Source organism: Chelatococcus asaccharovorans (genome assembly GCF_003201475.1).
In the GTDB taxonomy this organism is placed as follows: Bacteria; Pseudomonadota; Alphaproteobacteria; order Rhizobiales; family Beijerinckiaceae; genus Chelatococcus; species Chelatococcus asaccharovorans.
Genome location: NZ_QJJK01000001.1, coordinates 205,102 through 229,492 on the forward strand (window position 1 = coordinate 205,102; position 24,391 = coordinate 229,492).

Below are 24,391 nucleotides of genomic sequence, written 5' to 3' on the forward strand. Positions count from 1 at the left end.
CGCGTGTCATTCCTCAGGCTGCGGCTTCCGTGGCGCCCAGATAGGCCTCGACAACCTTCGGGTCGGAGGTGACCTCGTCGGGGCTCCCCTCGGCGATCTTCTCGCCGAAGTCGAGCACCGTGATGCGGTCGCAGAGCGCCATCACCATATCCATGTGATGCTCGATCAGCAGCAGGGTGCGGCCGCCTGCCCGCACGCGGCGCAGGATGGCCATGAGGGCGTCGATGTCTGACGGCAGGAGGCCGGCGGCCGGCTCGTCCAGCAGAAGCACCTTCGGTTCGGTTGCCAGCGCTCGGGCGATCTCCAGCAGCCGCTGCTGGCCGTAGGGCAGGCTGCGGGCGTCTTGGTTCGCGGCGCCGGCGAGCCCGACGAATGCGAGCAACGCTTGCGCACGCTCCCTGTTCTCCCGCTCCTCACATCGGTAGCGCCTTGAGCGCACGAGAGCGTCGACAAGGTTGGACCGATAGGCAAGATGAAGACCGACCAGCACGTTCTCGATGACGCTCATGTGGCCGAACAACTGGATGTTCTGGAATGTGCGGGCAACCCCGAGCCGGGCGATCTGCGCCGGGCTCGCCCCGACGATCGACGTGTCGCCGATGCGGATATCACCGGCCGACGGCGTATAAAGGCCCGTGAGCGTGTTGACAAAAGTGCTCTTGCCGGCGCCGTTGGGACCGATCAGCCCGTGTACGGACGCGGTCTCGATCCGGGTGGAGACGTCACTCATGGCCCTGAGGCCGCCGAAGCGGACCGTCACCCCGCGGACGGTGACCGGCGTCCCGTCGACGGGCTCCGCGACCGCGGCCGCGCCTCGCTCAGGCAGGGGTCCTGAGGTGGAATCCGGCTCCGGCCGCCAGACGGCCGCGAGGGTTCCGACCAGGCCTTCCGGGAGATAAGCAATGGCCCCGAGGAGCAGCAGACCGAAGACGGAAAGACGCTGCTCCGTCATGGTCTCCAGCTGGAAGGCGGTGACCGCGACAGCGACCGCCACCGCCGCCGGAATCCATGCGGACCATCCGTGCCTTCCGCGCGCCACCGATCTGGCCGTGGCGCCGAGAATGAGGACCGCGGCGGCCACCGCCATGACGCGGAAAGCGGCGATGTCGCCGAGGAGGTTGGGCAACCACACGGCCACCACCGCCCCCACCAGCGCTCCCCACCGGTTCGCCCGTCCACCGACGATCAGGGCCAGGAGGAAAACCACCGTGAGGTCGAAGTTGAAGGCCTGCGGCGTGATATATTCCTCGGAAAAGGCATAAAGGCCTCCTGCTACGCCGGTCACCGCCGCGCTCAGGCAGAAGGCCAGGATCTTGGAGGCGGTGGCGGAAACCCCGAGGCTCTCGAGCGCGATGGTGCTGCCCTGCAGCGCCTGGAACGACCGGCCATACCGCGAGGCGGCGAGATTGCCCACCAGGATCCAGACCAGGGCGAACACCACGAACACCACGAGATAAAAGCCGGCGGCATCAAGCGTCGCCCCGAGCAACGGCGGCTTCGGCACGGCAAGACCGCGGGCGCCCCGCGTGAGCCCCGTCCACTCGTTCAGCACGACCTGCACGATGCTGGCGAAGGCCAGCGTGACCATGGCGAAGTAAGGTCCGTGGGTCCGCAGCGCCGGAAAGGCGAGAACGGCGCCGAATCCCGCCGAGACAGCCCCTGCCGCGATAAGTGCGACGGCAAGCGGCGCGCCCGCGTCCACGGAAAGAAGGCCGGCGGTGTAGGCTCCGATGGCGAACAGCCCGAAATGGCCGAGGGATATCTCCCCCACATGACCGATGATGATGTCGAGCCCCAGCAGCGCGACGGCGAACACGAGGACCACGGTGGCCAGGTGCAGATAGTAGGCGTTGGGCGCCAGGAGCGGCACCGAGGCCATGAGCGCGAAGACCGCGAGGGTGAGATGAAGGGCGCGCATGGTCTCAGACCTTCTTGGCAAGGACGCGGCCGAAGAGCCCTTCGGGCTTCAGCGTCAGCGCCGCGAGCAGGATGAGGAGGCCTGGTACCTCCTTGTAGCCGGTGGAGATGTAGAAGGCGGTGAGCGCCTCGGCGATGCCGATCAGAAGGCCGCCCACCACGGCGCCGAGGCCGGAGGTGAGGCCGCCGAGGATGGCGGCCGAGAACCCCTTGAGCGCAAGCACCAGCCCCATTCCCGGCCCGGTGAGCGTGACGGGCGCGACCAGCACCCCGGCACAGGCCGCGGTGGCGCAGGACAAGGCGAAGGAGCCGGAGATCACCTTTTCGGTGTCGATGCCCACGAGCCCGGCCGCCTCGCGCTCGTCGGCGGTCGCGGCGAAGGCGCGTCCGAGCAGGGTGAAACGGTTGAATAGCTCGATCGCCACCATGAGCAGCAGCGCGCCGCCCACGATGAGAAGCTCCGTCGGCATGACGAAGGCGCCACCGATTTCAATCGGCAGCGGAGGCAGGGGCGAAGGAAACGGCAGGTCCTCCTTGCCCCAGATGTTCTCGGAGACGTTCTTCGCGACGATGCCAAAGGCGATCGTTGCGAGGATCCAGCCTTCCGACGGGCTGTCGAGGGTTGGCCGCACCGCGATCCGCTCCACCACGAGGCCGTAGAGGCCGCCGAACACGATGACCACCGGCAGCATGGCCCAGTATCCCAGCATGGGCGTGAGCGACAGGCCGACGAGGGCGCCGACGGCGAGGGCCTCGCCCTGGCCGAAATTCACGGTGCGGGAGGTCACGTAGGTGAGCTGGTAACCGAATGCGATCAGGCCGTAGATGGTGCCGAGCGTGATTCCGCTGACCAGCACCTGAGGCAGGACGTCGAGCATGTGCGCTCCTTCGGAGCCGCCTCACGCGGCGGCTCCATGGTGGGGGGAGGATGCGGCGGCAGGAGCCGGCGGACGCCTATTTGCCCACTCTCGCCCTGTCGACTTCGTCGGCAAAGACGACGCGGCCCGCCTTCACCGTTCCGAAAACGACATGCTCCGGCACCGTCGCCTCGTGATCCTCGGCGGAGAAGGGGCGCTCATAGGTGGCGATGACGCCCTCGACCGGAGCCTTCAAGTCCTCCAGCGCCGCCTTCACCTGCGCTCCGTTCGGATTGGGTCCCGCCTGCGCCACCGCCGCGGCCAGCAGCAGCATCGCATCATAGGATTGCGCCGCCGAGGAGGGATTGGGCAGCCGCTCCACGCCGAATGCCTTCTGATAGGCTGTGATGAACGCGGCCCAGCGCGGGCTTACACCCGCATCCTGGATGAACGTCTGGGGCATGTAGACCCCTTCGCCGTTCACCCCCGCATTGTCGATGTAGTTCGACATCGAGGCGTTCCAGCTGGTGATATAGGGAACCTTCCAGCCGATCTTGGCCATGGAGTTGGCGATCTGCGCGAGATCCGGCCCGAGCGCATAGCCGAATACGCCCTGCGCGCCCGCGGCCCGCGCCTTCAGCAATTGCGGCGTCATGTCCACGTCGCGGACATTGAACTTCTCCACCAACACCGGGGTGACGCCGAGCTTCGCCAAAGCCGCGACGAGATCGTCCTTGCCAAGCTGGCCGTAATTCGTGGAGTCCGCGAGGATGGCCAGCTTGGTGATCTTGCGGCGCTGCACCATCTCCTCCGCCATCATAGCCGACTGGATGGTGTCGAAGGCGCCGATGCGGAAGATGTAGTTCTCCGCATAGGCCGGCGGCGTGAACTGCTGGCTGACTTGGCTTCCCGTGGCGACGGGGATGATGATGGGCGTCTTCGCCTCCTGGTAGAGGCGCGAGGCGGCGAGTGCGACCGGCGTGTTCGCGATGCCGACCACCCCGATCACCCCTTCCTTGGTGGTGAGTTCCTGGGCGATCTGGATACCGCGCTCGGGCTTCGATTCGTCGTCGCGCTCGATCAGCTCCAACTTGCGGCCGCCGAGTCCGCCCCGGGCGTTGATGGCGTCGGCGGCCAGCCTCACGCCGTCGCGGATGGATACGCCGAGCGGTGCTGAGCCTCCGGTGAAGGGGCCCGTGAGGCCGATGCGGACGGTTTCCTGGGCACGTGCGGCGGGAGGAAGCGCAGGCGTCGCGGCGCACACCACAGCGACGCCAAGCGCGAGGATGCGCATGGCTTTCATGAATTGATCTCCTACTGGAAATGGAGCCGGGTCGTGATCCGGCCGGTTGTCGAGGCGCCTTCTGCGGACGCCGGACCTGATGTGCACCTAGTGGTTCGACTCCGACATTTGCATCCGCCCGATAGCACCCTCGGAGCAAATGTCGGAGTCAAGAAAACCACTAGCAAGTTATTGGTTCTAGTGGAGCTTTTGAATTTGACATTTGATTTGGAGCATGATGTCAGGCGGGACTCAAATGTCAAATTCGCTCCACTAGACGACTGTCGGCTCACCGATGGCGTCTGACTTGGCGCTTGTTCTCAGAATTCTGTCTTTTGGTCTTGGAGCCCGTGCGCCCGCAACAAGGGTTCAGCGGAGCGTGAGACCGTTTCAGGTCCAGCCCAGGGACCGAAAATAAGGCGGGACGCGATCCAGAGTGGGAAAGACGGCATCGGGCGCATAGTCCGGCAGGGGCTTACGGCCTGTTCCGCGGTCGATCCAGATGCAGCGGAAGCCCATGTCCCGTGCTGCGGCGAGATCGAGGTGCGGGCTCGCGCAGATATGCACGATGTCGTCCTTCGTCACGCCAAGGGCCTTGTGGGCGTGCTCGAAGATCTGGCGCGTCGGCTTGTAGGCTTCAGCCTGCTGCGCCGTGATCACCCGGTCGATATGTCCGCCGAGCTGGGCCACGTTGCCGGCGATGATGTCATCGTCGGTGTTGGAGATGATGCAGAGCCTGAAGCCTTGCGACTTCAGCGCCTCCAGCGCGCCCACCACCTCCGGAAACGGCGGCATGCGGGCAATGGAGGATGTCAGGATCTCGATGTCGGACGGTTGATAGGAAAGGCCGAGCTCTTCCATGGCGCGGCGCAGCGCCTCGCCGGCCACCGTGCGGAAGCTCTTGTGGGGCCTTTCCGCCTCGAGCCCGTGCTCGTACTTGTCATAGGTGTGGATGAGGGCGGCCGCGTCGACCTGCGTGCCACTCTGCTTGGCGAGGATCGTCTTTACCGCCGCAAGAAGCCCTTCATCCCACTGGATCAAGGTACCGTAGCAGTCGAAGGTGAGCCACCATTCCGGTTTTGGGCCGGGCCTCATGTTCGTCACTCCCTTTTTGATCGCGCTGAATATCGAACAGCATGCTGGACAGGACGGGTTCCGAGGTCCCGTCCTATCGCTGCGTTCGAGCATCGCCGGTGAACTCCGGTGCGCCGGCGATGCTCTCAATCTTTGTTTCCACGCATTGTCTTCCCGCGAACCGGTGTCCGGTTCGCTCGACAATGCTCTAGAAGCGCGGCATCACCGCCCCTTCCGAAGCCGGCGCAACATGTTCGGAATAGAACTTCAGATAGCCCCGCTTCACGCGCGGCTCGGGCGCCACATAGGCCTCCCAGCGGGCACCGATCTCCTTCTCCGGCACATCGAGGTCGAGCCTCCGCGCCGCGAGGTCGATCGAGATGGGATCGCCATCCCGCACCACCGCGATGACGCCGCCGCGGGCTGCCTCCGGCGTGACGTAGCCGATAGCTGGGCCGTGGGTGGCGCCGGAGAAGCGCCCGTCCGTCACCAGAGCGCAACTGTCGCCCAGGCCAGCCCCCATGAGGGCCGAGGTGGCGCCCAGCATCTCGCGCATGCCAGGGCCTCCCTTCGTACCCTCGTTGCGGATGACGACGCAGGTGCCGGGCTTGATGGAGCCGGAGCGCAGAGCAGCGATGGCGCCCTCCTCCTCATCGAACACCCGCGCGGTGAGGGTACAGGCCCACATGGCCTTGGTTACGCCCGAGGCCTTCACCACCGCACCTTCGGGCGCGAGAGATCCCTTGAGGATGAACAGCGAGCCTTCGGGCTCCACGGGATCAGCCGCGGTGTGGATGACCTCGGGATCCTCGATCCTCGCCTCGTCCACGATCTCGCCTGCGGTCTTCCCGGACACGCTCAGCGCCCCGCGGTTGATGCCGGCGCCGAGAGCCTTCATCACGGCCGGCACGCCACCCGCTTCGTTCAGCTCGGTGACCCCCCAGGGCCCGGAGGGCGCGAGCTTCACCAGCGTGGGAGTCGTGCGTGACAGCGCGTCCCATGTGTCGAAGCTCAGTGCGACGCCGGCCTCCTTCGCCATGGCCATGAAGTGGAGAACCATGTTGGTGGAACCGCCCACCGCCATGCCCACGCGCATGGCGTTCTCGAACGCCTCCTTGGTGAGGATCTTCGAGGGACGCACGTCATCACGCAGCAGATCCATGATGCGCATGCCGGAATACTTGGCCGCACGCAGTTGATAGTTCGAGCCGGCAGGCAACGTGCCGGAATGGGGCAGCGCAAGGCCGAGCGCTTCAGTATAGATGCCGGCCGTATTGCCGGAAGTGGCGGTATCGCAAGCCCCGGCGAAGGGGAAATGGTTGTCCTCGAGCCCCTTCAGGTCCGCGGAGGACAGCTCTCCGCGAATGTGCTCGCCGACCCCGTCATAGACGGTTTCCAGGAAGACTTTACGGCCGCGATAGCGCCCCACCGGCGTCGGGCCGCCATAGAGCATGATGGCCGGCAGGTCGAGGCGCGCGGCAGCCATCACCATGCCGGGCATGACCTTGTCGCCGGAGCCGATCAACACCATGCCGTCGAGCCGATGACCTTCCACCATGAGCTCGATCATATCGGCGACCACGTCGCGGCTCGGCAGCACATAGCGCATGCCGACGGACGCGAAGGTCTCTGAGTCCGTGACGTGGAAGGTATTGAATTCGCAAGGCGTTCCGCCCGCCATGCGGATCCCGCTCTTCACCGCATCCGCGACCTGGCGCAGATGGACGTTCTCCGGCGAGAAGTCTTGGTAGGTATTCACCACCGCGATCATGGGGCGGGCGAATTCCTCGTCGATCAGGCCTGCGCCCTTTGCCCAGGCCCGCTGCAGGGACCTCTCGACGCCCTGGAACTGGTGCTTGCTGCGGCTGTTGCTTTCATGGTCGGTCATGGTTGGTCCTTTCCGGGTCACCGGCCAGCCCGAGCACCTTTTTTGCGTACGGGCCTTCATTCACGAAGGCAGCTAATCACATTCTCGATTGTCTAACAACCGACAATTTTCACAAGCGCTGATTTTCCTGCGGCGGCACGCGCCGCCGCCGGCCGGCGCAGCTTTCAGGCGCTCTCGCGGGCCTCCTGCTCGCGCAGATATCCGACGAGGATTTCGCCCTGCTCGGTGTTGTGAGTCACAGACAACTCGGCCGCCATCCGCGCGTCCCCGCGCACGATCGCATCGACGAGCGGCTGGTGCTGCGCGACGATCTGCTCCGGGTGTGGCACCAGGGAATCGCTGGAAGCGATGTAGATGCGGATCTGCTGCTCCACCTTGAGATATTGTTCCGCCAAGCGGCGATGACCTGACAACGCGATGATGGCTTTGTGGAGCGCAAAATCCGCCTCCGCAATCTCGGCTTTGCGGCCTCCGACGCATGCGGCGGACAGCGCCTTCAGGCTCTTGGTGAGACGCTCCTTCACCATGCTTGACTCAGCCGTGGAGCGGCTGGCGCGCTCCACGACCAACCGCGCCGCCAGCGCTTCGAGGCTCGACCGAAGCGTGTACAGTTCCCACGCGTCCCGGGAGGTCAGCGTCATCACCGTCCAGCCGGTGTAAGGAACCTGGACGATGAGGCCCTCCTGGGCCATCTGGTGGAGCGCGGTGCGCACCGTCGCACGCGACACCTCCAACTGCTCGGATAGCTTGATCTCCGTGAGCTTCATCCCGGGAGGGAGCCGCCCGGAGACGATGCTCTCCCGCAGCACATCGGCAGCCTGAACCTCAGCGCTGACCTTCTTCACCGACCTCACCGGCCCTGCATTCGCCATAGCCAAATCACCTATTTGTCGATTGTCAGACAAGACATGATGTCGCGCTATGTTGCAAGGGGTATTCAACAGATGGGGGAGGATTCGCCGTCTCCCCCGGGGTCGTCCGTGCCCTGGCAGCGCCGTTGCGGCGCCGTCAGGGGAGGCAACCCACCCCTGTTCACTTGCCGCCGATACGGGCAAATATTCCGACGATCGACTCGCAGGCGTCGTGGCCATTCTTCACCGAGGGCCATCTCCGATCACCAGACGCGCGGATGCGGACGGACGAGGCGATCTGGCACCGGTTGCCGGGGGATCACTGCGGACCAGACACCGATGACAGGCGCAAGGTTCATCCTCGGAACTCCCGCTCGATCAGTTCGATCCGGTAGCCATCGGGATCTTCGGCAAAGGCGATCGTCTCGCCTCCACCGCCCTCAAGCGGGCCAGCCGGGCGCAGGATTTTGACACCTTGGCGAGCGAGATCCTCGGCCGACGCGAAAATGTCAGCGACGCCGATGGCGATGTGGCCGAAAGCTGTACCGAGCGCATAGTCCCGTCCATCCCAATTCTGGGTGAGCTCGATCACGGCGGTATCGGCCTCATCCCCGTAGCCGACAAAGACGAGGGTGAATTGGCCGTCCGGAAAATCTTGTCGGCGCAACAGTCGCATGCCGAGCTTGCCGACATAGAAGTCAAGGCTTGCGTCGAGATCGCGGACGCGGAGCATGGTGTGGAGCAGGCGTACATGTGAAATCATGAGCTCTGGCCTTCCAAATCGATTTGCGAGACCGGCGCGAGGCGTGCCGTCGAGGCGCGTGGCGCCGCGCCCAGGAGGCAAAGCGCGGCGCAGGGAACCGGGGTGTCAGCCGGCCGCGACAGCGGCGCCGATTTCGGTGTTGGTCATGGCCTTGCCGTCAAAGTTCCAAGCGCCGTCGACCGCGTGGACGACATTGATGAAAATCTTGTCACGCGGCTGCCGGCCGCCCGACATTTCATGAATGATGTCAGTCGCCTCGGCGAAATAGCCTTGCTGAACCGCGCGGTCGGCGAAGGCAAAGGAGGGCACCTTCCATTCGATGAAAGCGACCGGCGTCTCGTTGGTGCCGGTGAAAGTCGTGCCCTTGGGCATGACATGAAGCGAGCCGACGACATTGGGCGTCATCACCTTGTTGCCGGTGAGCCCGTGCCATTTGAGCATGGCCTCAGATAGCCGCGCAAAGGCGAGCTTTTCCTGCCCTGCGGGGATGACACCTTCGGTGAGGGTGAGCGTGAGGGGCATATCGAATCTCCGGCTTTCCTGAATGAGGACCGATGCCGCAGCCCTTGCCGCCGCACCGCGATCGCCATATAACGATCGTGATGTTGAAGATTAATAACGATCGTTATTTTGTCAATCTCAAAAATAACGATCGTTATGTCGAGAGTGCGCGACATGGCTCATCCAGTTGGAAAAAAAGAGGAAAGCCGCGCGAAAATCCTGGCCAGCGCCGGTCAGGGATTTCGCCGCCATGGCTTTGGTGGTCTCGGTATCGATGCCCTCGCCAAGGAGGCGGGCGTGACCTCGGGGGCCTTTTACGCGCACTTCAAGTCGAAGGCGGAGGCGTTCCGCGCCGCCGTGAGCAGAGGCATGGCCGAGCTTGCCGACGGAGTTGATCACTTCCGACGCGAAGGTGGTGGTTGGGTGGCGCGCTTTGTCGAATTCTACCTGAGCGAGCGGCGGACCTGCGATCTCGGCGAAAGCTGCGCGTTGCAGAGCCTGACCAATGAGGTCGCGCGCGCCGAACCGCAAACGCGCATGGCCTATGAGGCCGAGCTGCGGCGCACCATCGAGGGGCTGGCGTCCGGCATGGTCACGGGATCCACGCAGGGCGATCGGGCCAAAGCCATTGCCCTGCTCGCGACTCTGTCTGGCGGCATTTCCATGGCGCGCGCGGTCAATGACCCTGCCCTTGCCGATGAAATCATTTCAGCACTGCGGAGCGCGGCGGAGGTTTAGGAGCCCGGCCCGTCTTGCAGAGAAGGTGGCAGAGAGCTCGCGCGGCCAGCCGAGAGGACGGGCTCGCACCAGCGCCCTGCGCGGATTGAAACGCTCTTTCGGCCGGGTGATATTGACTTGCTATTTTTACCCGGATAATAACTCGCCATCGTCGTTCCGGTGCGCGCAATGTCCGACCTGCTGTCAAAACCCTGCACGGCCTTCGAAGGCCACCGATTGCTGCTCGCCGGCCCGCTGGTCGAGGTTGCTCTCGCCGTCAAGGAAGCTACTGAAAGCGGCTCGCCGAACGCGGTCCTCGTCTTCGACGACGCGACCGGCCGCGTCGTCGATCTCGACCTGCGGGGCAGCACGGCCGAGATCATCGAGAGACTGTCCCGGCCACCACAGGCGGTCGCCGGGCGCCATCGACCTCCCGCAAGCGAGCCGGCCGAGGCTACGAAGGCCAAGGCCGCGAAGGACGAGAGCCCCGAAGCGCGAGGCCGGGGGCGGCCCAGGTTGGGGGTCGTCGCCCGCGAGGTGACCTTGCTGCCGAAGCAGTGGGAATGGCTGGCCAGCCAGCCGGGCGGCGCCTCCGCCGTCTTGCGACGGCTGGTCGACGATGCCCGGCGCAACGGCGGGGAGCGGCAGGCACGACGGGCCGCGCAGGAGGCCGCCTATCATTTCATGCAGGCGATCGCGGGCGACCTGCCCGGCTATGAAGAGGCGACACGCGCGCTCTTCGCCAACGATCGCCCGGGACTGGAGCACTGCATCGCCGACTGGCCGCACGACATCCGCGCGCATGCCCTGCGCCTGGCGTTCGGCGCGCCGGACGGCCGGAGCCTTTGACTGAGCGCCCCGCCGCGTTCGTATGTCCGGCGTGACCCCGAAGGAGCGCGACCATGACCATCGCGAAAGCCAATGGCATCGATCTGGCCTGGGACAGTTTCGGCCACGAGGGCGATCCGGCGATCCTGCTGATCGCCGGATTGGGCGTTCAGATGATCCGCTGGGCCGTTCCGTTCTGTGAGGATCTGGCGGCACGCGGCTATTATGTGATCCGCTTCGACAATCGCGACGCCGGATGCTCGACGCATCTCAGCCGATGCGCCCCGCCGGACTTCGGCGCGCTGGCCGCCGCGCTCATGGCCGGGCGACAGCCTGACGTTCCCTATGCGCTTCCCGACATGGCGGCCGATGCGGTCGGCCTGCTCGATGCCCTCGCCATCGATCGGGCGCATGTGGTCGGCCTGTCGATGGGCGGCATGATCGCGCAGATCATGGCGAGCGAGCATCCCGAACGGGTTCTGTCCCTCACCTCGATCATGTCGGGCACCGGCAATCCGGCCCTTCCCCAAGCGGAGCCGGACGTCATGGCCCTGATGATGCGCCCCGCGCCCGATCCTGTCTCGGACGAGGTCGGATTTCTGGCGCACAGCCTCGCCTTCACGCGCCGCATCGCCGGCCCGGGCCATCCGGTCGACGAGACGGCGCATCGCGACCTCGTTCTGGAGGAGGCCAGGCGCGCCTATGATCCGGGCGGCACCGGACGGCAGATCGCCGCCATGGCCGTGGCCGGCGATCGCCGCGCGCGCCTCGCCACCATCGGCGTGCCGACGCTCGTCATCCATGGAACGGACGATCCGCTGATCCCTCCGGCCTGCGGCGCGGATACCGCGACCTCGATCCCGGGCGCCGCGTTCATGCCGATCGACGGCATGGGACACCACCTGCCGGCCACGCTGCATCGCACGGTCGCCGATGCCATCGACCGTGTGGCGAAAAGGGCAACGCCGTCGCGTGCCGTGACGGATCGGTCAAGGGGCTGATCGGCCACGGGGATCCGTTGACGTCGCTGCCGCGCGGAGAGGTCCTGCCCCTTATCCGCATTCCTCGCGGTCGGTTATCGCGGCGATGAGCCGTCCGTCGTCCGGCGCGCACAACCGGCATTGCCGCGGATGCAGGAAAAGACGATACTTGCAGCCGCCATCCGGTCCGACCTGCGATATCATTCGCGATGCGTATCTCTGAAATATCCTCTGCCTGATACTAGCGCCACAGGATGGAGGCTAACCTTCCCCTGGTCCGAACGTGCAAGACGACGAGCACGTCCTGGTGGACCGGGAGGGGAAGTCGATGAGTGGAGTGGACCGCCGCGCGTTCTTGAAGCAGTCGGCGCAGACCGTTGGCGCTGCCACGATTCTGGCGATAAAGGGGGCGGCGCCAGCGGCAGCGCACAGCGGATTGACCGATCTCACCGCGACCGAGGCGGTCGCAGCCATGACGCGTGGCGACATCACCGCCGAAGCTTATGCGCAGGCGCTCCTCGAGCGTGCCGCTGCCCTGCCGCAGCTCAACGCCTTCCGCGTCCTCGACGGCGACCTTGTGCGCGAGGCGGCGCGGGACGCCGACCGCAAGCGTGCCGCAGGCGCAAAGCTCGGCCAACTTCATGGACTGCCCATCCCCGTCAAGGACAGCGTCAACACCCGCACCCTGCCGACCTCCTACGGCACTGCCGCGCTGCGCGACTTCAGGCCCGCTGCCGACGCCGCCGTTGTGAAGGCTCTGTCCGCCCAGGGCGGCATTCTCATGGGCAAGACCAACCTGCACGAATTGTCCTTCGGCTGGACCAGCAACAACGGGACCTTCGGCCCCGTGCGCAATCCCTATGACCTCAGCCGCATTCCCGGCGGCAGCAGCGGCGGATCGGCTGCCGCGGTGGCTGCCCGGATCGCCCCGCTCGCCGTCGCCGAGGACACCTGGGCCTCGATCCGGCTGCCGGCGGCATGCTGCGGGCTCACCGGGCTGCGTCCGACCTACGGCCGCTATCCGGACGAGGGCATCATGCCCCTGACAACCATCTTCGATCAGGTCGGGCCGGTCGCCCGCACGGTCGCTGACCTCGCGCTGTTCGACGCCGCAGTGACGGGCGAGGCGGGCCCGATCGATCCGCTGTCCCTGAAGGGTGTCCGGATCGGCGTCCCGCGCCGTTTCTTCTGGGAGGGGCTCGATGCGGAGGTGGAGCGCCTCGCCACCGAGGCGCTGCGCAAGCTCACCGATGCCGGGGCTGTGGTGGTCGAGGCGCCGCTGCCGGAGATCGTCGAGCGCTCTCCGGACGTGGCCGCGACCATCATCTCCTTCGAGGCGCAGGCCAGCATCGCCGGGTTCCTCGCGCGCTCCCAAGCGGGCGTTTCGTTCGACGGGATGTTCGCGTCGGTCAGCGACAATGTGAAGACCCTGTTCAAAGCCCTTGCCTTGCCGCCGAACCGGCCGTCGCTGGAGCAGCACGAGGCGGCGCTGGCCCTGCGCGCCGCCATGACCGCGCAGATGACGGATTGGTTCGCACGCACCGGGGCGGCGGCGCTGCTGTTCCCCGCCACCATGGTCCCACCTCCGCCCATCGGCGCCGAGGACGAGGTGACGATCGGCGGGGCGCGCGTGCCGCTCGCGGCCGCGGTGGCGCGGAACATGGCGCTCGGAAGCTGCACGGGCTTTCCCAGCCTGGTCGTGCCAGCGGGGCTGACGAGGGGCGGATTGCCGGTGGGCCTCGAGGTCCTCGGCCTCGGAGGAAGCGATCGTGCCCTGCTCGCGCTAGGCCTCGCTCTGGCTCCTGCCCTGGGCCGCATACCGGCGCCGAAGCTTTGATCCGCCGGGGGCCATCGCGGCGGGCCGCCGGCCCCCTCAACCCACAATGAAAAAGGAAACATGTGCATGACGCGGAGAGATGCGCTCAAGACCATCGCCGCCGCAGGGGGCATGGCGCTCGCTGGAGCGAACAGCGCCGCGGCGGCTGGGGCCCCCGGCGGCCGGACATTTGTGCTCGTCCATGGGGCATGGCACGGCGGCTGGTGCTGGCAGCGGGTGGCAGACCGTCTCACGCAGGCGGGACACAGGGTCTTCACCCCCACGCAAACTGGCCTGGGCGAGCGCAGGCACCTGATGTCCAGGGCCATCACGCTCGATACCTTCACCCTCGACGTCGCCAACCTGATTGAGATGGAGGACCTTGGTGACGTGGTGCTGGTCGGCCACTCGTTCGGCGGCTGCGCGCTGAGCGGCGTCGCCGACCGGATGCCGGAGCGCATCCGCCGCCTCGTCTATCTCGACGCGATGATCGTGGAGCCGGGGCGCAAGCCGTTCGATGCACTGCCGGCCGAGGGCGTCGCGGCGCGCATCAAGGCGGCGGAGGAATCGAGCGGCGGACTGAGCCTGCCGGCGCCTGCGGCAGCGGCGTTCGGCGTCACCGATGCGGCGGACGCGGCATGGCTGGAGCGCCATCTGACCCCACAGCCGCTCAGCACCTATTTGAGCCCGCTCAACGTCAACGGGCCGATCGGCAACGGTCTTGCCGCGACCTACATCGGCTGCGTGGCGCCAGCCTATGCGGCGCTGAACAGCTCGCGCGACTGGGCCAGGAACCGCAAGGGATTCGACTATGAGGAACTCGCCGCCTGCCACGACGCCATGGTGAGCGCGCCGGATGCGCTCACGGCGCGCCTTCTCGACATCGCCGCGCACTGAGCCGCGGCGGGACCAGAACCAAGAACTCAAGACATCAAGAACCAGAGATGCCTTCCCCGACGGGCACTTCCCGCCGGAAGGCGGAATCGCGTTCCAGGGAGCGAACAGAAAATGGATGACGCACGGACCATCCTTGCCTTCTCGGAGGTGCGCAAGAGCTTCGGAAGCGGCGCCAACGCGCTGCCCATCGTCGGCGGCGTCACCTTCGACGTCGCCCGCGGCGAGTTCATCACCCTGCTCGGACCCTCCGGCTGCGGCAAGTCCACCCTCCTCAACATGAGCGCGGGGCTGATGCAGCCGACCTCCGGATCGGTCAGCTACGACGGCGCGCCCGTGCGAGGGGTCAACCTCGACGTCGGCTATATGACGCAGGCGGACCACCTGCTGCCCTGGCGCACCATCGCCGGAAACATCGCGGTCCCGCTGGAGATCAAGGGCCTCGCGAAGGCGGAGCGCGCCGTTCGGATCGAGCAGCTGCTCACGCTGGTGGGCCTGGAACGCTTCGGCGCGCATTATCCCAGCCAGGTGTCCGGCGGCATGCGCAAGCGCGCGGCACTCGCACGGCTGCTCGCCGCCGATCCTGCAACGCTGCTGATGGACGAACCGTTCAGCGCGCTCGACGCCCAGTTGCGGCTCACCATGCAGGGCGAGCTGCTGCGCCTGTGCGCCCGCCTCCGCAAGACGGTGCTGTTCGTCACCCACGATCTCGACGAGGCCATCACGCTCGCCGACCGCTGCGTCGTGCTCGGCGCGCGGCCGACGACGATCCGGCGCATCGTGCCCATCGACCTGCCGCGTCCGCGCGATCCCGTCCGGCTGCGCACCAATCCGCGCTACCAGGCGCTGTACGCCGAATTGTGGGACCTCCTGGCAGAGCCTTCCACCACCGCGCCGCAGGCGCTGGACGCACCGTCCGCGGTGCGTATGACGGGAGCCTTCGCATGATCATCGCGCTCTATCGCATCCTGTTCCTCGCGGCGTTTCTCGCGATCTGGGAAGTGGCCTCGAACGCCTTTGACGCCGGCTTCTTCATCTCGCGCCCGTCGCTCGTGGCGGCGAGTTTTCTCACGATGATCGCCAACGGCAGCTTCTTCTACAATCTCTCCATCACCGCGACCGAGGCGGCGCTGGGCTTCCTTTTCGGCGCCATCTTCGGCGTCGGCGTCGGCCTGCTGCTCGGCCGGCTGAAAGTCTTGGCCGATATTCTCGACCCCTTCCTCATCACCTTCTACAGCCTGCCCAAGGTCGCGCTGGCGCCGCTGTTCATCCTGTGGTTCGGCATCGGGATCGACATGAAGGTGATCCTGGCAGCCGTCACCGTCTTCTTCCTCGTCTTCCTCAATACTTACACCGGCGTGCGCAGCGTGAGCCCCGAACAGATCGCCATTCTCCGCCTGATGGGCGCGGGCGAGCGGGCGCTGATCGCCAAGGTCATCGTGCCGTCGGCCCTGACCTGGGTGTTCACCGGACTGCGGCTGTCGGTGCCCTATGCCCTCATCGGCGCCATCGTGGGCGAGATCATCGCCGCCAACCGGGGCATCGGCTACGTTCTCTCCGACGCCGCGGCGCAATTCGACACGGCGGCAGTGTTCGCCGCGCTGATCGGCATCGTCGTCCTCAGCCTGATCTTCAACGGCATTGTCCGCTTCGCGGAGCGCGCCCTCATGCCCTGGAAGGCCGGAGAGGACACCCGGGAAATATCCATCTGAACAAGCTCCGAGGAGGAGAATGCCATGCTCGACCGCCGCACATTCACGAAGCTCGCCGCTCTGGTGCCGCTCGCCGTGCAAGCCTCCGGCGCCCGCGCCGAGGCGCCCGCAAGGCTCACCATCGCCCAGCCCAGCGAGGGCTTCCTCTATCTCCCAATCTATGCGGCCCGTGGGCTCGGCTACGTCCAAGACGAGGGGCTGGACGTGGAGGTGACGATCTTCGGCAAGGGCGCGGCCGCTGCGCTCACGTCGGTGATCGGCGGCGAGAGCGACATCTATGTGGGCCTGCCGGCGGTGCCGCTGCAGGCCTGGGCGAAGGGGCAGAAGACCCAGCTGTTCGCGGCCCTGCTGAAGCAATGCGGCAGCGACATCGTGCTCTCCGCCGAGGCCGCCCGCAGGACACGCCTCAGCGAGCGCAGAACGCCAGCCGAGAAGGCGGAGGCGCTGCGCGGCCTCAAGATCGCGGTGGCGGGAGCGGGCTCCATCACCGATCTCGTCGTTCGCCATGTGGCGATCCACGGCGGGCTCGATCCGGACCGCGACCTCACCATCATCCCCATCGGCGGCGGCGGCAACATGATCGCGGCCTTCGGCCAGGGGCGGGTCGATGGCTATTGCCTCTCAGCGCCGACCTCGACCATTGGCGTCGTCAAGTTCGGCGGCACGCTGCTGCTCGACTTCGCAAAAGGGGAATATCCACCGCTCCGGGATTTCCTCTTTACCGCTCTGTCGGCGCGGCCGGAATGGCTCGCGGCCAACCGTGGCGTAGCGGTGCGGCTGGTGCGGGCGCTCGGGCGCGCCATCGAGACCATGCGCACGCGTCCCGAGGCCGCGCGCGCTGCGATCGGGCCCTTCTACCCGGGCGTCGAGCCGGCCGTGCTCGATGCCGCCTGGACGCAGGCCATGGGGTCGCTTCCGACGTCGCTGGACATGGATGCAGGGGGCATCGTCAAGAATATCGACTTTCTCGCCGAAGTCCGCAGCGCGCGTCTCGACGTGCCGGTCGCCGAGGTCTTCACCAACGCCATCGTGAACCTCGCCGCCGCTCCCTCGACGCGCCATCAGGAGCCTGCCCGGGAGGCAGGACGCAAGGAGTAGACAATGTCAGAAGACAAGCGAGTGGCCATCATCGGGTGCGGCGCCATGGGGTGCGACGTGGCCGCGATCTTTCTGGCAAACGGATGGAGCGTCGAAGCGACGACGCGCGAGGAATCCAACTGGGAACGGCGGCGCGAGCGGGTGCAGGCTTCGCTGGCGCAGATCGGAGCGCCCTTCGCGCCCGCGCGGTTCCGCCTGCATCGCACGGCGCAGGACATCGACTGGTCGCGCGTGACGTTCGGACTCGAATCCGTGCCGGAGGTGTTCGAGCTGAAGCGCCAGGTCTTCGCCGAGCTGGACGCACTGGTACCGCCGCACGTGCCGCTCGCCACCAACACCTCCGGCTTCCGCATCAGCCTCATCGCCGGCGACTGTCAGACCGCACACCGTATGGCCGGCCTGCACTTCTTCCTGCCGGCTCATCTCGTGCCGGCGGTGGAGGTGGTGCGCGGCGAGAAGACCGCGGCCGACGTGGCAGAGCAACTCTACGCCATCATGGCGGGCGTCGGCCGCAAGCCGATCCGGGTGGCCCGCGACGTGCCCGGCTTCCTCGCCAACCGCATCCAGCACGCGCTCATGCGCGAGGCTTTCGCGGTGATCGACGAGGGGCTGGGCTCGGCCGAGGACGTGGACACTGCCGTGCGCTACGGCTTCGGTTTCCGCTATGTGGCGGCGGGGCCGATGCTGCAGAAGGAATTCGCCGGCCTCGATACCCAACTCGCCGCCGCCCGCACCATCTATCCGAGCCTTAACAACGGCACCACGCCGAGCCGAACCCTTGAGCAACTGGTCGCGGAGGGGCGGTGCGGCATCAAGTCGGGCCGTGGCTTCTGGGATTGGACGCCGGACAGCGCCCGCGCCGCCGTTCAGGCCTATGAGACGACGCTGATGGCGGCCGCGGATTTGCTCGATGCCGAGGTGCCTGCCGCGGGAGCGACCGCCTCGGCAGACGGGAGCGCCGGCCATGACCGCTGATCCCATCGGCATCGCCGCGGTTCGCGCGGCGGCGGCGCGCATCGGCGCCGACATCGTCCGCACGCCGGTCCTGACCAGTCCGAGGCTCGACGCGCTGGCGCGCGGGCGGGTGTTCATCAAGGCGGAGAATCTGCAGCGGACGGGCTCGTTCAAGTTCCGCGGTGCGGCCAACCGCATCCGCGCGCTCGATGCCGGCCAGCGCAGCCGGGGCGTCGTGGCCTTCTCGTCGGGCAACCATGCCCTGGCCATCGCCGAGGCTTCCCGCCTCGCCGGCGTCCCGGCCACGGTCATCATGCCGGCGGATGCGCCAGGCATCAAAATCGATGGCGCGCGCCAGCGCGGTGCGCGCGTGATCCTCTATGACCGCGAGCGGGAGGACCGGGAGCAGATCGGTCGCGCCCTGGTGACCGAGGAGGGACTGACCCTTGTCTCGCCGTTCGACGATCCGTTCGTCATCGCCGGTCAGGGCACCGGCGCGCTGGAGGCCGTGGCCCAGGTCGCCGAGGCGGCGGGTGCCGCCGTCGACCAGGCGCTGGTGTGCTGCAGCGGCGGCGGGCTCGCAGCGGGCTGGGCGATCGCCCTTGCAGAGGCGGCCCCGGCCGCGCGGGTGGTCACGGTGGAGCCGGCGGGTTTCGACGACATGGCGCGTTCGCTCGCGAGCGGCGCGTGGGAGCGCAATCCGCGCCTCGCCGGCTCGATCTGCGATGCGCTCCTCGTCCCGACGCCGGGACGCCTGACGCTGCCGATCCTCGCCGCCCACGGCGCGCGCGGCGTCGCGGTTTCCGATGACGCGGTGCTGGAAGCGGTCCGCTTCGCCGCTCAGGAGCTGAAGCTGGTGCTGGAGCCGGGGGGCGCGGCGGCGCTCGCCGCGGTGCTTACCGGGTCGGTTGAGACGGCGGGCCGTAACACGCTGCTCATCGCCTCAGGCGGAAACGTCGATCCGGCGATCTTTCAGGCAGCCTTTCGGCAGTCCGCTGCGGCCTGAAATCCAGGAGGTTCCCCTTGAGTGCGTGCATGGACAAGGTTCCGTTCCATTGGCAGGCGGCGCTCGACGCCGCCGGCATCGTCCTTCCCGCAGCGGCACCGCCGGCTGCCGCTTATACACCCGTGGTGGTCCACCAAGGGCTCGCCTTCGTCAGCGGGCAGTTGCCACGCGACGAGACCGGGGTGCGTACGGTCGGGCTGGTCGGGGTGGAGACCACGCTGGCTGCGGCGCAGGAGGGCGCGCGGCTCGCCCTGGTCCGTGGCCTCGCCGCGCTGCGCGACGGCCTCGGCGGCCTCGACCGGCTCGACCGCATCCTCAAGATGACGGTGTTCGTCCAGAGCGGACCGGACTTCGTCGACCAAAGCGCGGTCGCGGATGGCGCCTCGACGCTGCTGTTCGAACTGCTGGGGCTGGAGCGGGGCCGGCATGCGCGCTCGGCCGTTGGCGTCGCCAAGCTGCCGCGCAATGCGGCCGTCGAGATCGAGCTGATCGCCTCGGTGAGGCCCGTCGCCGGCCCGTGAGGCCGCCGACGGGTGCTCGCATACCAAAGCGCGACGATGCCGACGTATCAGCGCAGGATGCGTTGGTCGCGATAGGATTTCCCGCCGCGCGAGCGCACCACCGAGCCGCCGCGCGGCTCAAGGACGGGCAGGCCGGCGAGCGCGTTCACCACATGGTGCATAGTCGGAAGATCCGCCCATGCGGCGAGATGGAACCGCACCTGGCCTGTTCCCGCCTGACGATGCTCGACGGTCCGGTGCGGATCGTCGCCGGGGGTCAGCGTCACCTGGCACAGCTCGCCCTCCCCCCAAGCGCCGGTGCGCGGAACGTATTTCAGCATCAGAATGTCGTCAGGCGGCGCAGGCGCAGCGAGAGGAACCTCGCGCAGCCCGGACACCTCGAGATCGAGGAAGCGGAACCCCATCCAGCCGGCCGAGCAAATATGAGTGCCGTCCCATGCGCGAGAGGGCGGGATGTCGGCGTAGAGCTTGGGGTGCCCGATCTCGTCCCGCCCGGTGATGATCGGATCGGCGAGGTTCTCCCAGATGACGGCGAGGAACCGGCCCGAGGCCTTGTCCTCCCGTCCGGAGAAAGAGGCTGGCCAACTGACCTGCACCATCGTGTAGCCGCGCCCTGCCAGCCAGTCGATCCCGGTGAGATAGTGGAACTCCACCGTGACGACCGGCTCGCCCCGGAGGGCGAATCCTTCCGGGAGATGCGCATCGAGCCGCGCGGCCTCGGTGAGGAAGCGCGCGGCGACAGAATGCCGGCGGGGGCCCGACCTGGGATCAGCCGCGATGCCGTCTGGCATCTGCCGGGGGCCGAATGCCGGCCCGAAATGGGTCGGCATCCGGTAGATGCGCCCGGCCTCGAAGCGGTAGGCCATCGGGCTCAGGCCTGCGGCAGGCTGTCGAGCAGGGGGCGCGCGAGATGGAGGATCTCGTAGGCCGTGCCCTCCTCCTCTCCGCCCGGCGCGTTCGCCGACACGACGATACGGGTGAAGCGCCAGGTCTGCGCATCAATGCCCACCGCCGCGACCACCGTGCCCGCCCGCAGGGCTGCCTGCCGGGTGGTCTCCACCTCGGCGGCGAAGGCGGCTTCGAGATCGGCATCAAGCGGAATATCGAGCTCATGCTTGAACACGAAGCGGGCCTCGGTTGCCTCGCCCCTGCGGGCATCCAGAACGAACCGGGTGGCGATGTCCGCCCGGCCGAAGCTGTCGGTCACGACCCGGTAGCGCCCGGTGAGGAGAAAGTCGCGGAAGGCCTCGTCCTGTCGCCACAGGTAGAGCGAGGAATAATTGTTGGCGATGGCCCCGTAGCGGCCGCGCTCGCGCAGCAGGAAACCCTTGAAATAGAGTTCCGGTACGTCCGCCCAGAGGACGCCCCGCTCTGCGGCGCGCGCGCGGATCAGCCCGACGTCATAGGCGGCGGGCAGGCGATGAGCGTAATGCGCGAGGATCATTCTCGAAGTCCCTTGTCCCTTGCATGGACCGGAGCCCGCATCGACCGATGGCCCTTGGGCGTTCCCTTGGGCGTTCCCTTGGGCGTTCCCTTGGGCGTTCGTGCGGGCGCCCGGCGTTTGACCGGAGGACCATAGGCGCCAGTTGATCATATAGAAATGGCATGATACCTAATTTCAGCCATTCCATTCTCGAATGAATGATCATGAAGGTACTCGACATCGAAGCCGTGCAGGCATTTGTCCTGACGGCGGACCTCAAGAGCTTCACGCGGGCGGCCGAGGCGCTCGATACGGCGCAGTCGGCGGTGAGCCTGAAGGTGAAGCGGCTGGAGGACGTCCTCGGACGGCGCCTGCTGGAGCGGACGCCGCGGCTCGTCCGCCTGTCGTCCGATGGCGCCGCCTTCCTCGACCATGCGCGGACATTGATCGGAGCCCACCAGATGGCGCTCGGATGCTTCGGGGCGGAGAAGCGCCGCCTCGTCGTCGGCATCAGCCATCACATCGTCGGCAACGAGCTGCCGGTGCTGCTGAAGCGCATGGGCGGTGTCGATTCCTCGCTGGTGCTGGAAGTGCGGGTCGCCTCATCGCGGGAGAGCCTGGAGCATTTCGAGCGCGGCGATCTCGACGCGGCCATCGTGCTGCGTCACGACAACCACCGCCGCGGCGGCGAGGTGATCCTCAATGAAGGGTTTGGCTGGATGGCGGTGCCGGACTTCGACCATTACCCCGGCGAGCCGCTGCGTCTTGCGACGCAGGCCGAGCCGTGCAGCGTCCGCAGCATGGCAACGGCGGCACTCGATGCCGCGGGCATAGCCTGGACGGAAGTTTTTGTCGGCGGCGGTATCGGTACGATCGGCGCGGCGGTTTCCGCCGGCCTTGCGGTCGCGGCGCTCGGTCGGCGCGTCGCGCCGGCGGCGACGGTTGATGTGGGAGCAAAGCTCGGTCTGCCGAACCTGCCCTCGCGGGAGGTGATGCTCTATTCCAACCTCACCGACCGAACCGCGCGGACGGCGCTACGCGCACTCAGTGCCGCGATCCGCTCGACGGCGGGTGGAGGCACCGTTTGATCGGCGGCTTCGCCGCTGCCCGGATCGAGACAGGCTATCCGCATGCATGCGGGCTGGAACGGACCAGGACCTATCTATGGGTCGAAATGAAGCGTCTGGCGCGATCGGTCTGCGGCTGGGTGAAGAAGGCTTCCGGGTGGCCCTCTTCAACGATCCGGCCGCGGTCCATATAGACGATCCTGTCGGCGCACTGCCGGGCAAATCCCATTTCGTGCGTGACGATGATCGAGGTTAGTCCCTCCGACGTCAGGTCCTGGATGATCGCCAGCACCTCGCCCACCGTCTCGGGATCGAGGGCCGATGTCGGCTCGTCGAACAGCATGACCTCCGGCGCCATCATCATGGCGCGGACGATCGCAACGCGTTGCTGCTGGCCCCCCGAGAGCTGCGCCGGATAGGACTTGGCCTTGTCCGCAAGCCCGACGCGCGCCAGCAAGGCCAGCGCCCGCGCTTCCGCCGCGTCCGGCGTCATCAGCCGCTCGCGCACCGGAGCGAAGGTGAGATTGCGCAGCGCGTTCATATGGGGAAACAGCGCGTAGTTCTGGAACACCATGCCGATGCGCCGCCGCACCAGCCGCCATTGCCGTTCGGTGTTTCCGCCGATGTCCTGTCCATCGAAGACGATGTTCCCGCTCTGGATGGGTTCCAGCCCGTTCAGGCAGCGGATGAAGGTGCTCTTCCCCGAGCCGGAGGACCCCATGATCACGACGCGCTCGCCTTTCCCGATGACGAAGTCGATGTCGTTCAACACCTGCACATTGCCGTAGAATTTCACGAGATCGACCGTGCGGATGACGTGGACTGCCCGCTCCTGTCCCATGACGTGCCCTTTCCTCAGAAGCGCTGCTCGGCGCGTGACTGGCCGAAGCGCTTTTCCAGCCAGGAGATTGCGGCCGACATCAGCAGGCCGGCGATGTAATAGACGAACAGGATGAAGCCGTAGACCGTCAGCCCCGGCGCGCCACCCTCATAGTAAGCCGCGCGATCGATCACGATTTGCGCGCTCTTCAGAAGCTCGACCACCCCGACCAGCGCGGCGAGCGATGTCGAATGCATGAGGATGTTGCACAGCCCCGCATAGGCGGGGATGATGGGCAAAAGGGCCTGCGGCAGGATGATCGCGGTGAAGATCGCATAGGGGCTGAGCCCGAGCGAGCGCGCGCTCTCGAACTGATGATGGGGCACGGCGGTGATTCCGCCGCGCACGATCTCGGCCCCGTTCGCGCCTCCCCACAACGAAAGCGCCAGGATCGTCGCAGCCAGCGGACCGAGTTGCAACCCGAACACAGGTGCGCCGAAGAAGATGAAGAACACGCTCACGACCTGCGGCACGTCGCGAAAGAACTCGATCACGAGGCGAATCGGCACCCGGATCGCGGCCGGGCGTAACGTCGCAAGCGTTCCGCAGATAATCGCGATAAGCGTCGTGAACAGAACGCTGGCACCGAAGATGAAAAGCGCCATGAGGCCAGCATGAAAGAAGAATTGCCCGTTCTGGGTGATCAGCGACAGGTTCATCGCCGGTACCCCCGCCCGAGATAGCGCTCCAGGCTCGTCATCATCGCCGAGAAACCGAGGACGATCGCGAGGTAACCGATCAGAAGAGCGACGAAATTCTCTATGGCGCGATAGGTCTCGGCGATATTGTCCATGGCGACGAAGGTCAGTTCGGGCACGCCGATGGCACTGAGAAGGGCGGAGTTCTTGATGGTTGAGACCATCGTGTTCATCATCGCCGGCACCACGGCCCGCGTGGCGACCGGCACCACGATGAAGACGAAAGCGTCGATGGGCCGAAGGCCGAGCGCGCGCATGGCTTCCGTCAGCGCGCGCGGCACGTTGTCGATGCCGCCACGCAGGTTGGCGGTCTGGTAGGCGCTTGCCCACAGCGTCAGCACAATGATTCCAGAGGTCGTGGGATCAGTACGGACGCCGATTTCCGGCATGCCGAAATAAAAGAAGAAGATCTGTACCAGAAGCGGCGTGTTGCGAATGACAGACACATAGAACAGGATCATCTCCCGCACGACACGGATGCGGAAATGGACTGCAGCGGCGAAGACATAAGCCAGGATGACCGCAAGTGCATTGCAGATGACCGCCAGGAACAGGGTCATCTCCAGTCCCTTCAGGAACAGGAAGGCGATAGACCAGAAATAGCTCCAGTCGAATGGCGAACTCATGATTACGAACCTGTCCGAGTGAATGGCCGCAAGCCGAC

At 66.6% G+C, this 24,391-nt stretch carries 25 protein-coding genes; 12 read left to right on the top strand and 13 right to left on the bottom strand.

Going from position 1 to position 24,391, the window contains the following annotated elements:
- Nucleotides 1-13: 13 nt before the first annotated feature.
- From C7450_RS00990 to C7450_RS01025, 8 genes are all read right to left on the bottom strand, one after another.
- Entirely contained in the window at nt 14-1,918 is a 1,905-nt protein-coding gene (locus C7450_RS00990) for a branched-chain amino acid ABC transporter ATP-binding protein/permease (protein WP_110372526.1), read from the bottom strand.
- 4 nt (nt 1,919-1,922) lie between these two features.
- Nucleotides 1,923-2,795: a branched-chain amino acid ABC transporter permease gene (locus tag C7450_RS00995; protein ID WP_110372527.1), complete on the bottom strand. Its 873-nt coding sequence runs from the start codon at nt 2,793-2,795 to the stop codon at nt 1,923-1,925.
- A 76-nt stretch (nt 2,796-2,871) separates the two neighbouring features.
- Nucleotides 2,872-4,077 (bottom strand): ABC transporter substrate-binding protein, encoded by a 1,206-nt coding sequence (locus C7450_RS01000; RefSeq protein WP_342588476.1) that lies wholly within the window; start codon nt 4,075-4,077, stop codon nt 2,872-2,874.
- A 369-nt stretch (nt 4,078-4,446) separates the two neighbouring features.
- On the bottom strand, nt 4,447-5,151 hold the full coding sequence (locus C7450_RS01005) for a haloacid dehalogenase type II (RefSeq protein WP_110372528.1): 705 nt from the start codon (nt 5,149-5,151) through the stop codon (nt 4,447-4,449).
- A gap of 187 nt (nt 5,152-5,338) precedes the next feature.
- Nucleotides 5,339-7,018: a dihydroxy-acid dehydratase gene (ilvD, locus tag C7450_RS01010; protein WP_110372529.1), complete on the bottom strand. Its 1,680-nt coding sequence runs from the start codon at nt 7,016-7,018 to the stop codon at nt 5,339-5,341.
- A gap of 164 nt (nt 7,019-7,182) precedes the next feature.
- The gene (locus tag C7450_RS01015) at nt 7,183-7,890 is read right to left on the bottom strand and encodes a GntR family transcriptional regulator (RefSeq protein WP_110372530.1); all 708 of its coding nucleotides are present in this window, start codon (nt 7,888-7,890) and stop codon (nt 7,183-7,185) included.
- A gap of 334 nt (nt 7,891-8,224) precedes the next feature.
- On the bottom strand, nt 8,225-8,632 hold the full coding sequence (gene gloA, locus C7450_RS01020) for a lactoylglutathione lyase (RefSeq protein ID WP_210206335.1): 408 nt from the start codon (nt 8,630-8,632) through the stop codon (nt 8,225-8,227).
- 105 nt (nt 8,633-8,737) lie between these two features.
- The gene (locus C7450_RS01025) at nt 8,738-9,154 is read right to left on the bottom strand and encodes a 4-oxalocrotonate tautomerase (protein ID WP_110372531.1); all 417 of its coding nucleotides are present in this window, start codon (nt 9,152-9,154) and stop codon (nt 8,738-8,740) included.
- A gap of 153 nt (nt 9,155-9,307) precedes the next feature.
- Between C7450_RS01025 and C7450_RS01030 the strand changes: the two genes are divergently transcribed.
- The 11 genes from C7450_RS01030 to C7450_RS01080 all read left to right on the top strand — a co-directional run bounded on the left by C7450_RS01030 (nt 9,308) and on the right by C7450_RS01080 (nt 19,659).
- On the top strand, nt 9,308-9,871 hold the full coding sequence (locus tag C7450_RS01030; RefSeq protein WP_110372532.1) for a TetR/AcrR family transcriptional regulator: 564 nt from the start codon (nt 9,308-9,310) through the stop codon (nt 9,869-9,871).
- A 168-nt stretch (nt 9,872-10,039) separates the two neighbouring features.
- Nucleotides 10,040-10,699 carry a DUF2239 family protein gene (locus tag C7450_RS01035; RefSeq protein ID WP_110372533.1) on the top strand — a complete coding sequence of 220 codons (660 nt, stop codon included), beginning with the start codon at nt 10,040-10,042 and terminating at the stop codon, nt 10,697-10,699.
- Between the two features lie 53 nt (nt 10,700-10,752).
- Nucleotides 10,753-11,679, top strand: a complete 927-nt coding sequence (locus tag C7450_RS01040; protein WP_110372534.1) for an alpha/beta fold hydrolase — start codon at nt 10,753-10,755, stop codon at nt 11,677-11,679.
- Nucleotides 11,680-11,986: 307 nt separating this feature from the next.
- Nucleotides 11,987-13,495, top strand: a complete 1,509-nt coding sequence (locus C7450_RS01045; RefSeq protein ID WP_110372535.1) for an amidase family protein — start codon at nt 11,987-11,989, stop codon at nt 13,493-13,495.
- A gap of 66 nt (nt 13,496-13,561) precedes the next feature.
- Nucleotides 13,562-14,371 (top strand): alpha/beta hydrolase, encoded by an 810-nt coding sequence (locus C7450_RS01050; RefSeq protein ID WP_245449419.1) that lies wholly within the window; start codon nt 13,562-13,564, stop codon nt 14,369-14,371.
- A 111-nt stretch (nt 14,372-14,482) separates the two neighbouring features.
- Nucleotides 14,483-15,316, top strand: coding sequence for an ABC transporter ATP-binding protein (locus C7450_RS01055; RefSeq protein WP_110372536.1), 834 nt, complete (start codon nt 14,483-14,485; stop codon nt 15,314-15,316).
- Nucleotides 15,313-16,080: an ABC transporter permease gene (locus tag C7450_RS01060; RefSeq protein ID WP_210206336.1), complete on the top strand. Its 768-nt coding sequence runs from the start codon at nt 15,313-15,315 to the stop codon at nt 16,078-16,080. Before C7450_RS01055 ends, C7450_RS01060 begins: the two co-directional genes overlap by 4 nt.
- A 24-nt stretch (nt 16,081-16,104) precedes the next feature.
- On the top strand, nt 16,105-17,178 hold the full coding sequence (locus C7450_RS01065) for an ABC transporter substrate-binding protein (RefSeq protein ID WP_110372537.1): 1,074 nt from the start codon (nt 16,105-16,107) through the stop codon (nt 17,176-17,178).
- A 3-nt stretch (nt 17,179-17,181) separates the two neighbouring features.
- Entirely contained in the window at nt 17,182-18,153 is a 972-nt protein-coding gene (locus tag C7450_RS01070) for a 3-hydroxyacyl-CoA dehydrogenase NAD-binding domain-containing protein (protein WP_110372538.1), read from the top strand.
- Nucleotides 18,143-19,138 carry a threonine ammonia-lyase gene (locus tag C7450_RS01075; protein WP_110372539.1) on the top strand — a complete coding sequence of 332 codons (996 nt, stop codon included), beginning with the start codon at nt 18,143-18,145 and terminating at the stop codon, nt 19,136-19,138. Before C7450_RS01070 ends, C7450_RS01075 begins: the two co-directional genes overlap by 11 nt.
- 29 nt (nt 19,139-19,167) lie before the next feature.
- Nucleotides 19,168-19,659 (top strand): RidA family protein, encoded by a 492-nt coding sequence (locus C7450_RS01080; protein ID WP_110372540.1) that lies wholly within the window; start codon nt 19,168-19,170, stop codon nt 19,657-19,659.
- A 47-nt stretch (nt 19,660-19,706) separates the two neighbouring features.
- On the opposite strand, the gene C7450_RS01085 is transcribed toward C7450_RS01080, so the two are convergent.
- Together C7450_RS01085 and C7450_RS01090 are read right to left on the bottom strand one after the other, a co-directional pair.
- Nucleotides 19,707-20,525 (bottom strand): acetoacetate decarboxylase family protein, encoded by an 819-nt coding sequence (locus tag C7450_RS01085; protein ID WP_110372541.1) that lies wholly within the window; start codon nt 20,523-20,525, stop codon nt 19,707-19,709.
- 5 nt (nt 20,526-20,530) lie between these two features.
- Nucleotides 20,531-21,103, bottom strand: coding sequence for a DUF4865 family protein (locus C7450_RS01090; protein ID WP_110372542.1), 573 nt, complete (start codon nt 21,101-21,103; stop codon nt 20,531-20,533).
- Nucleotides 21,104-21,306: 203 nt separating this feature from the next.
- Here C7450_RS01090 and C7450_RS01095 point away from each other — a divergent pair, with 203 nt between their 5' ends.
- The gene (locus tag C7450_RS01095) at nt 21,307-22,170 is read left to right on the top strand and encodes a LysR family transcriptional regulator (RefSeq protein ID WP_110373196.1); all 864 of its coding nucleotides are present in this window, start codon (nt 21,307-21,309) and stop codon (nt 22,168-22,170) included.
- A gap of 70 nt (nt 22,171-22,240) precedes the next feature.
- On the opposite strand, the gene C7450_RS01100 is transcribed toward C7450_RS01095, so the two are convergent.
- Genes C7450_RS01100 through C7450_RS01110 form a run of 3 tightly spaced genes read right to left on the bottom strand, consistent with a single transcriptional unit; the run spans nt 22,241 to nt 24,353 of the window.
- Nucleotides 22,241-22,990 carry an amino acid ABC transporter ATP-binding protein gene (locus tag C7450_RS01100; RefSeq protein ID WP_110372543.1) on the bottom strand — a complete coding sequence of 250 codons (750 nt, stop codon included), beginning with the start codon at nt 22,988-22,990 and terminating at the stop codon, nt 22,241-22,243.
- A gap of 14 nt (nt 22,991-23,004) precedes the next feature.
- Nucleotides 23,005-23,688 (bottom strand): amino acid ABC transporter permease, encoded by a 684-nt coding sequence (locus tag C7450_RS01105; RefSeq protein WP_110372544.1) that lies wholly within the window; start codon nt 23,686-23,688, stop codon nt 23,005-23,007.
- On the bottom strand, nt 23,685-24,353 hold the full coding sequence (locus C7450_RS01110) for an amino acid ABC transporter permease (protein ID WP_110372545.1): 669 nt from the start codon (nt 24,351-24,353) through the stop codon (nt 23,685-23,687). Before C7450_RS01110 ends, C7450_RS01105 begins: the two co-directional genes overlap by 4 nt.
- Between the last annotated feature and the right edge of the window lie 38 nt (nt 24,354-24,391).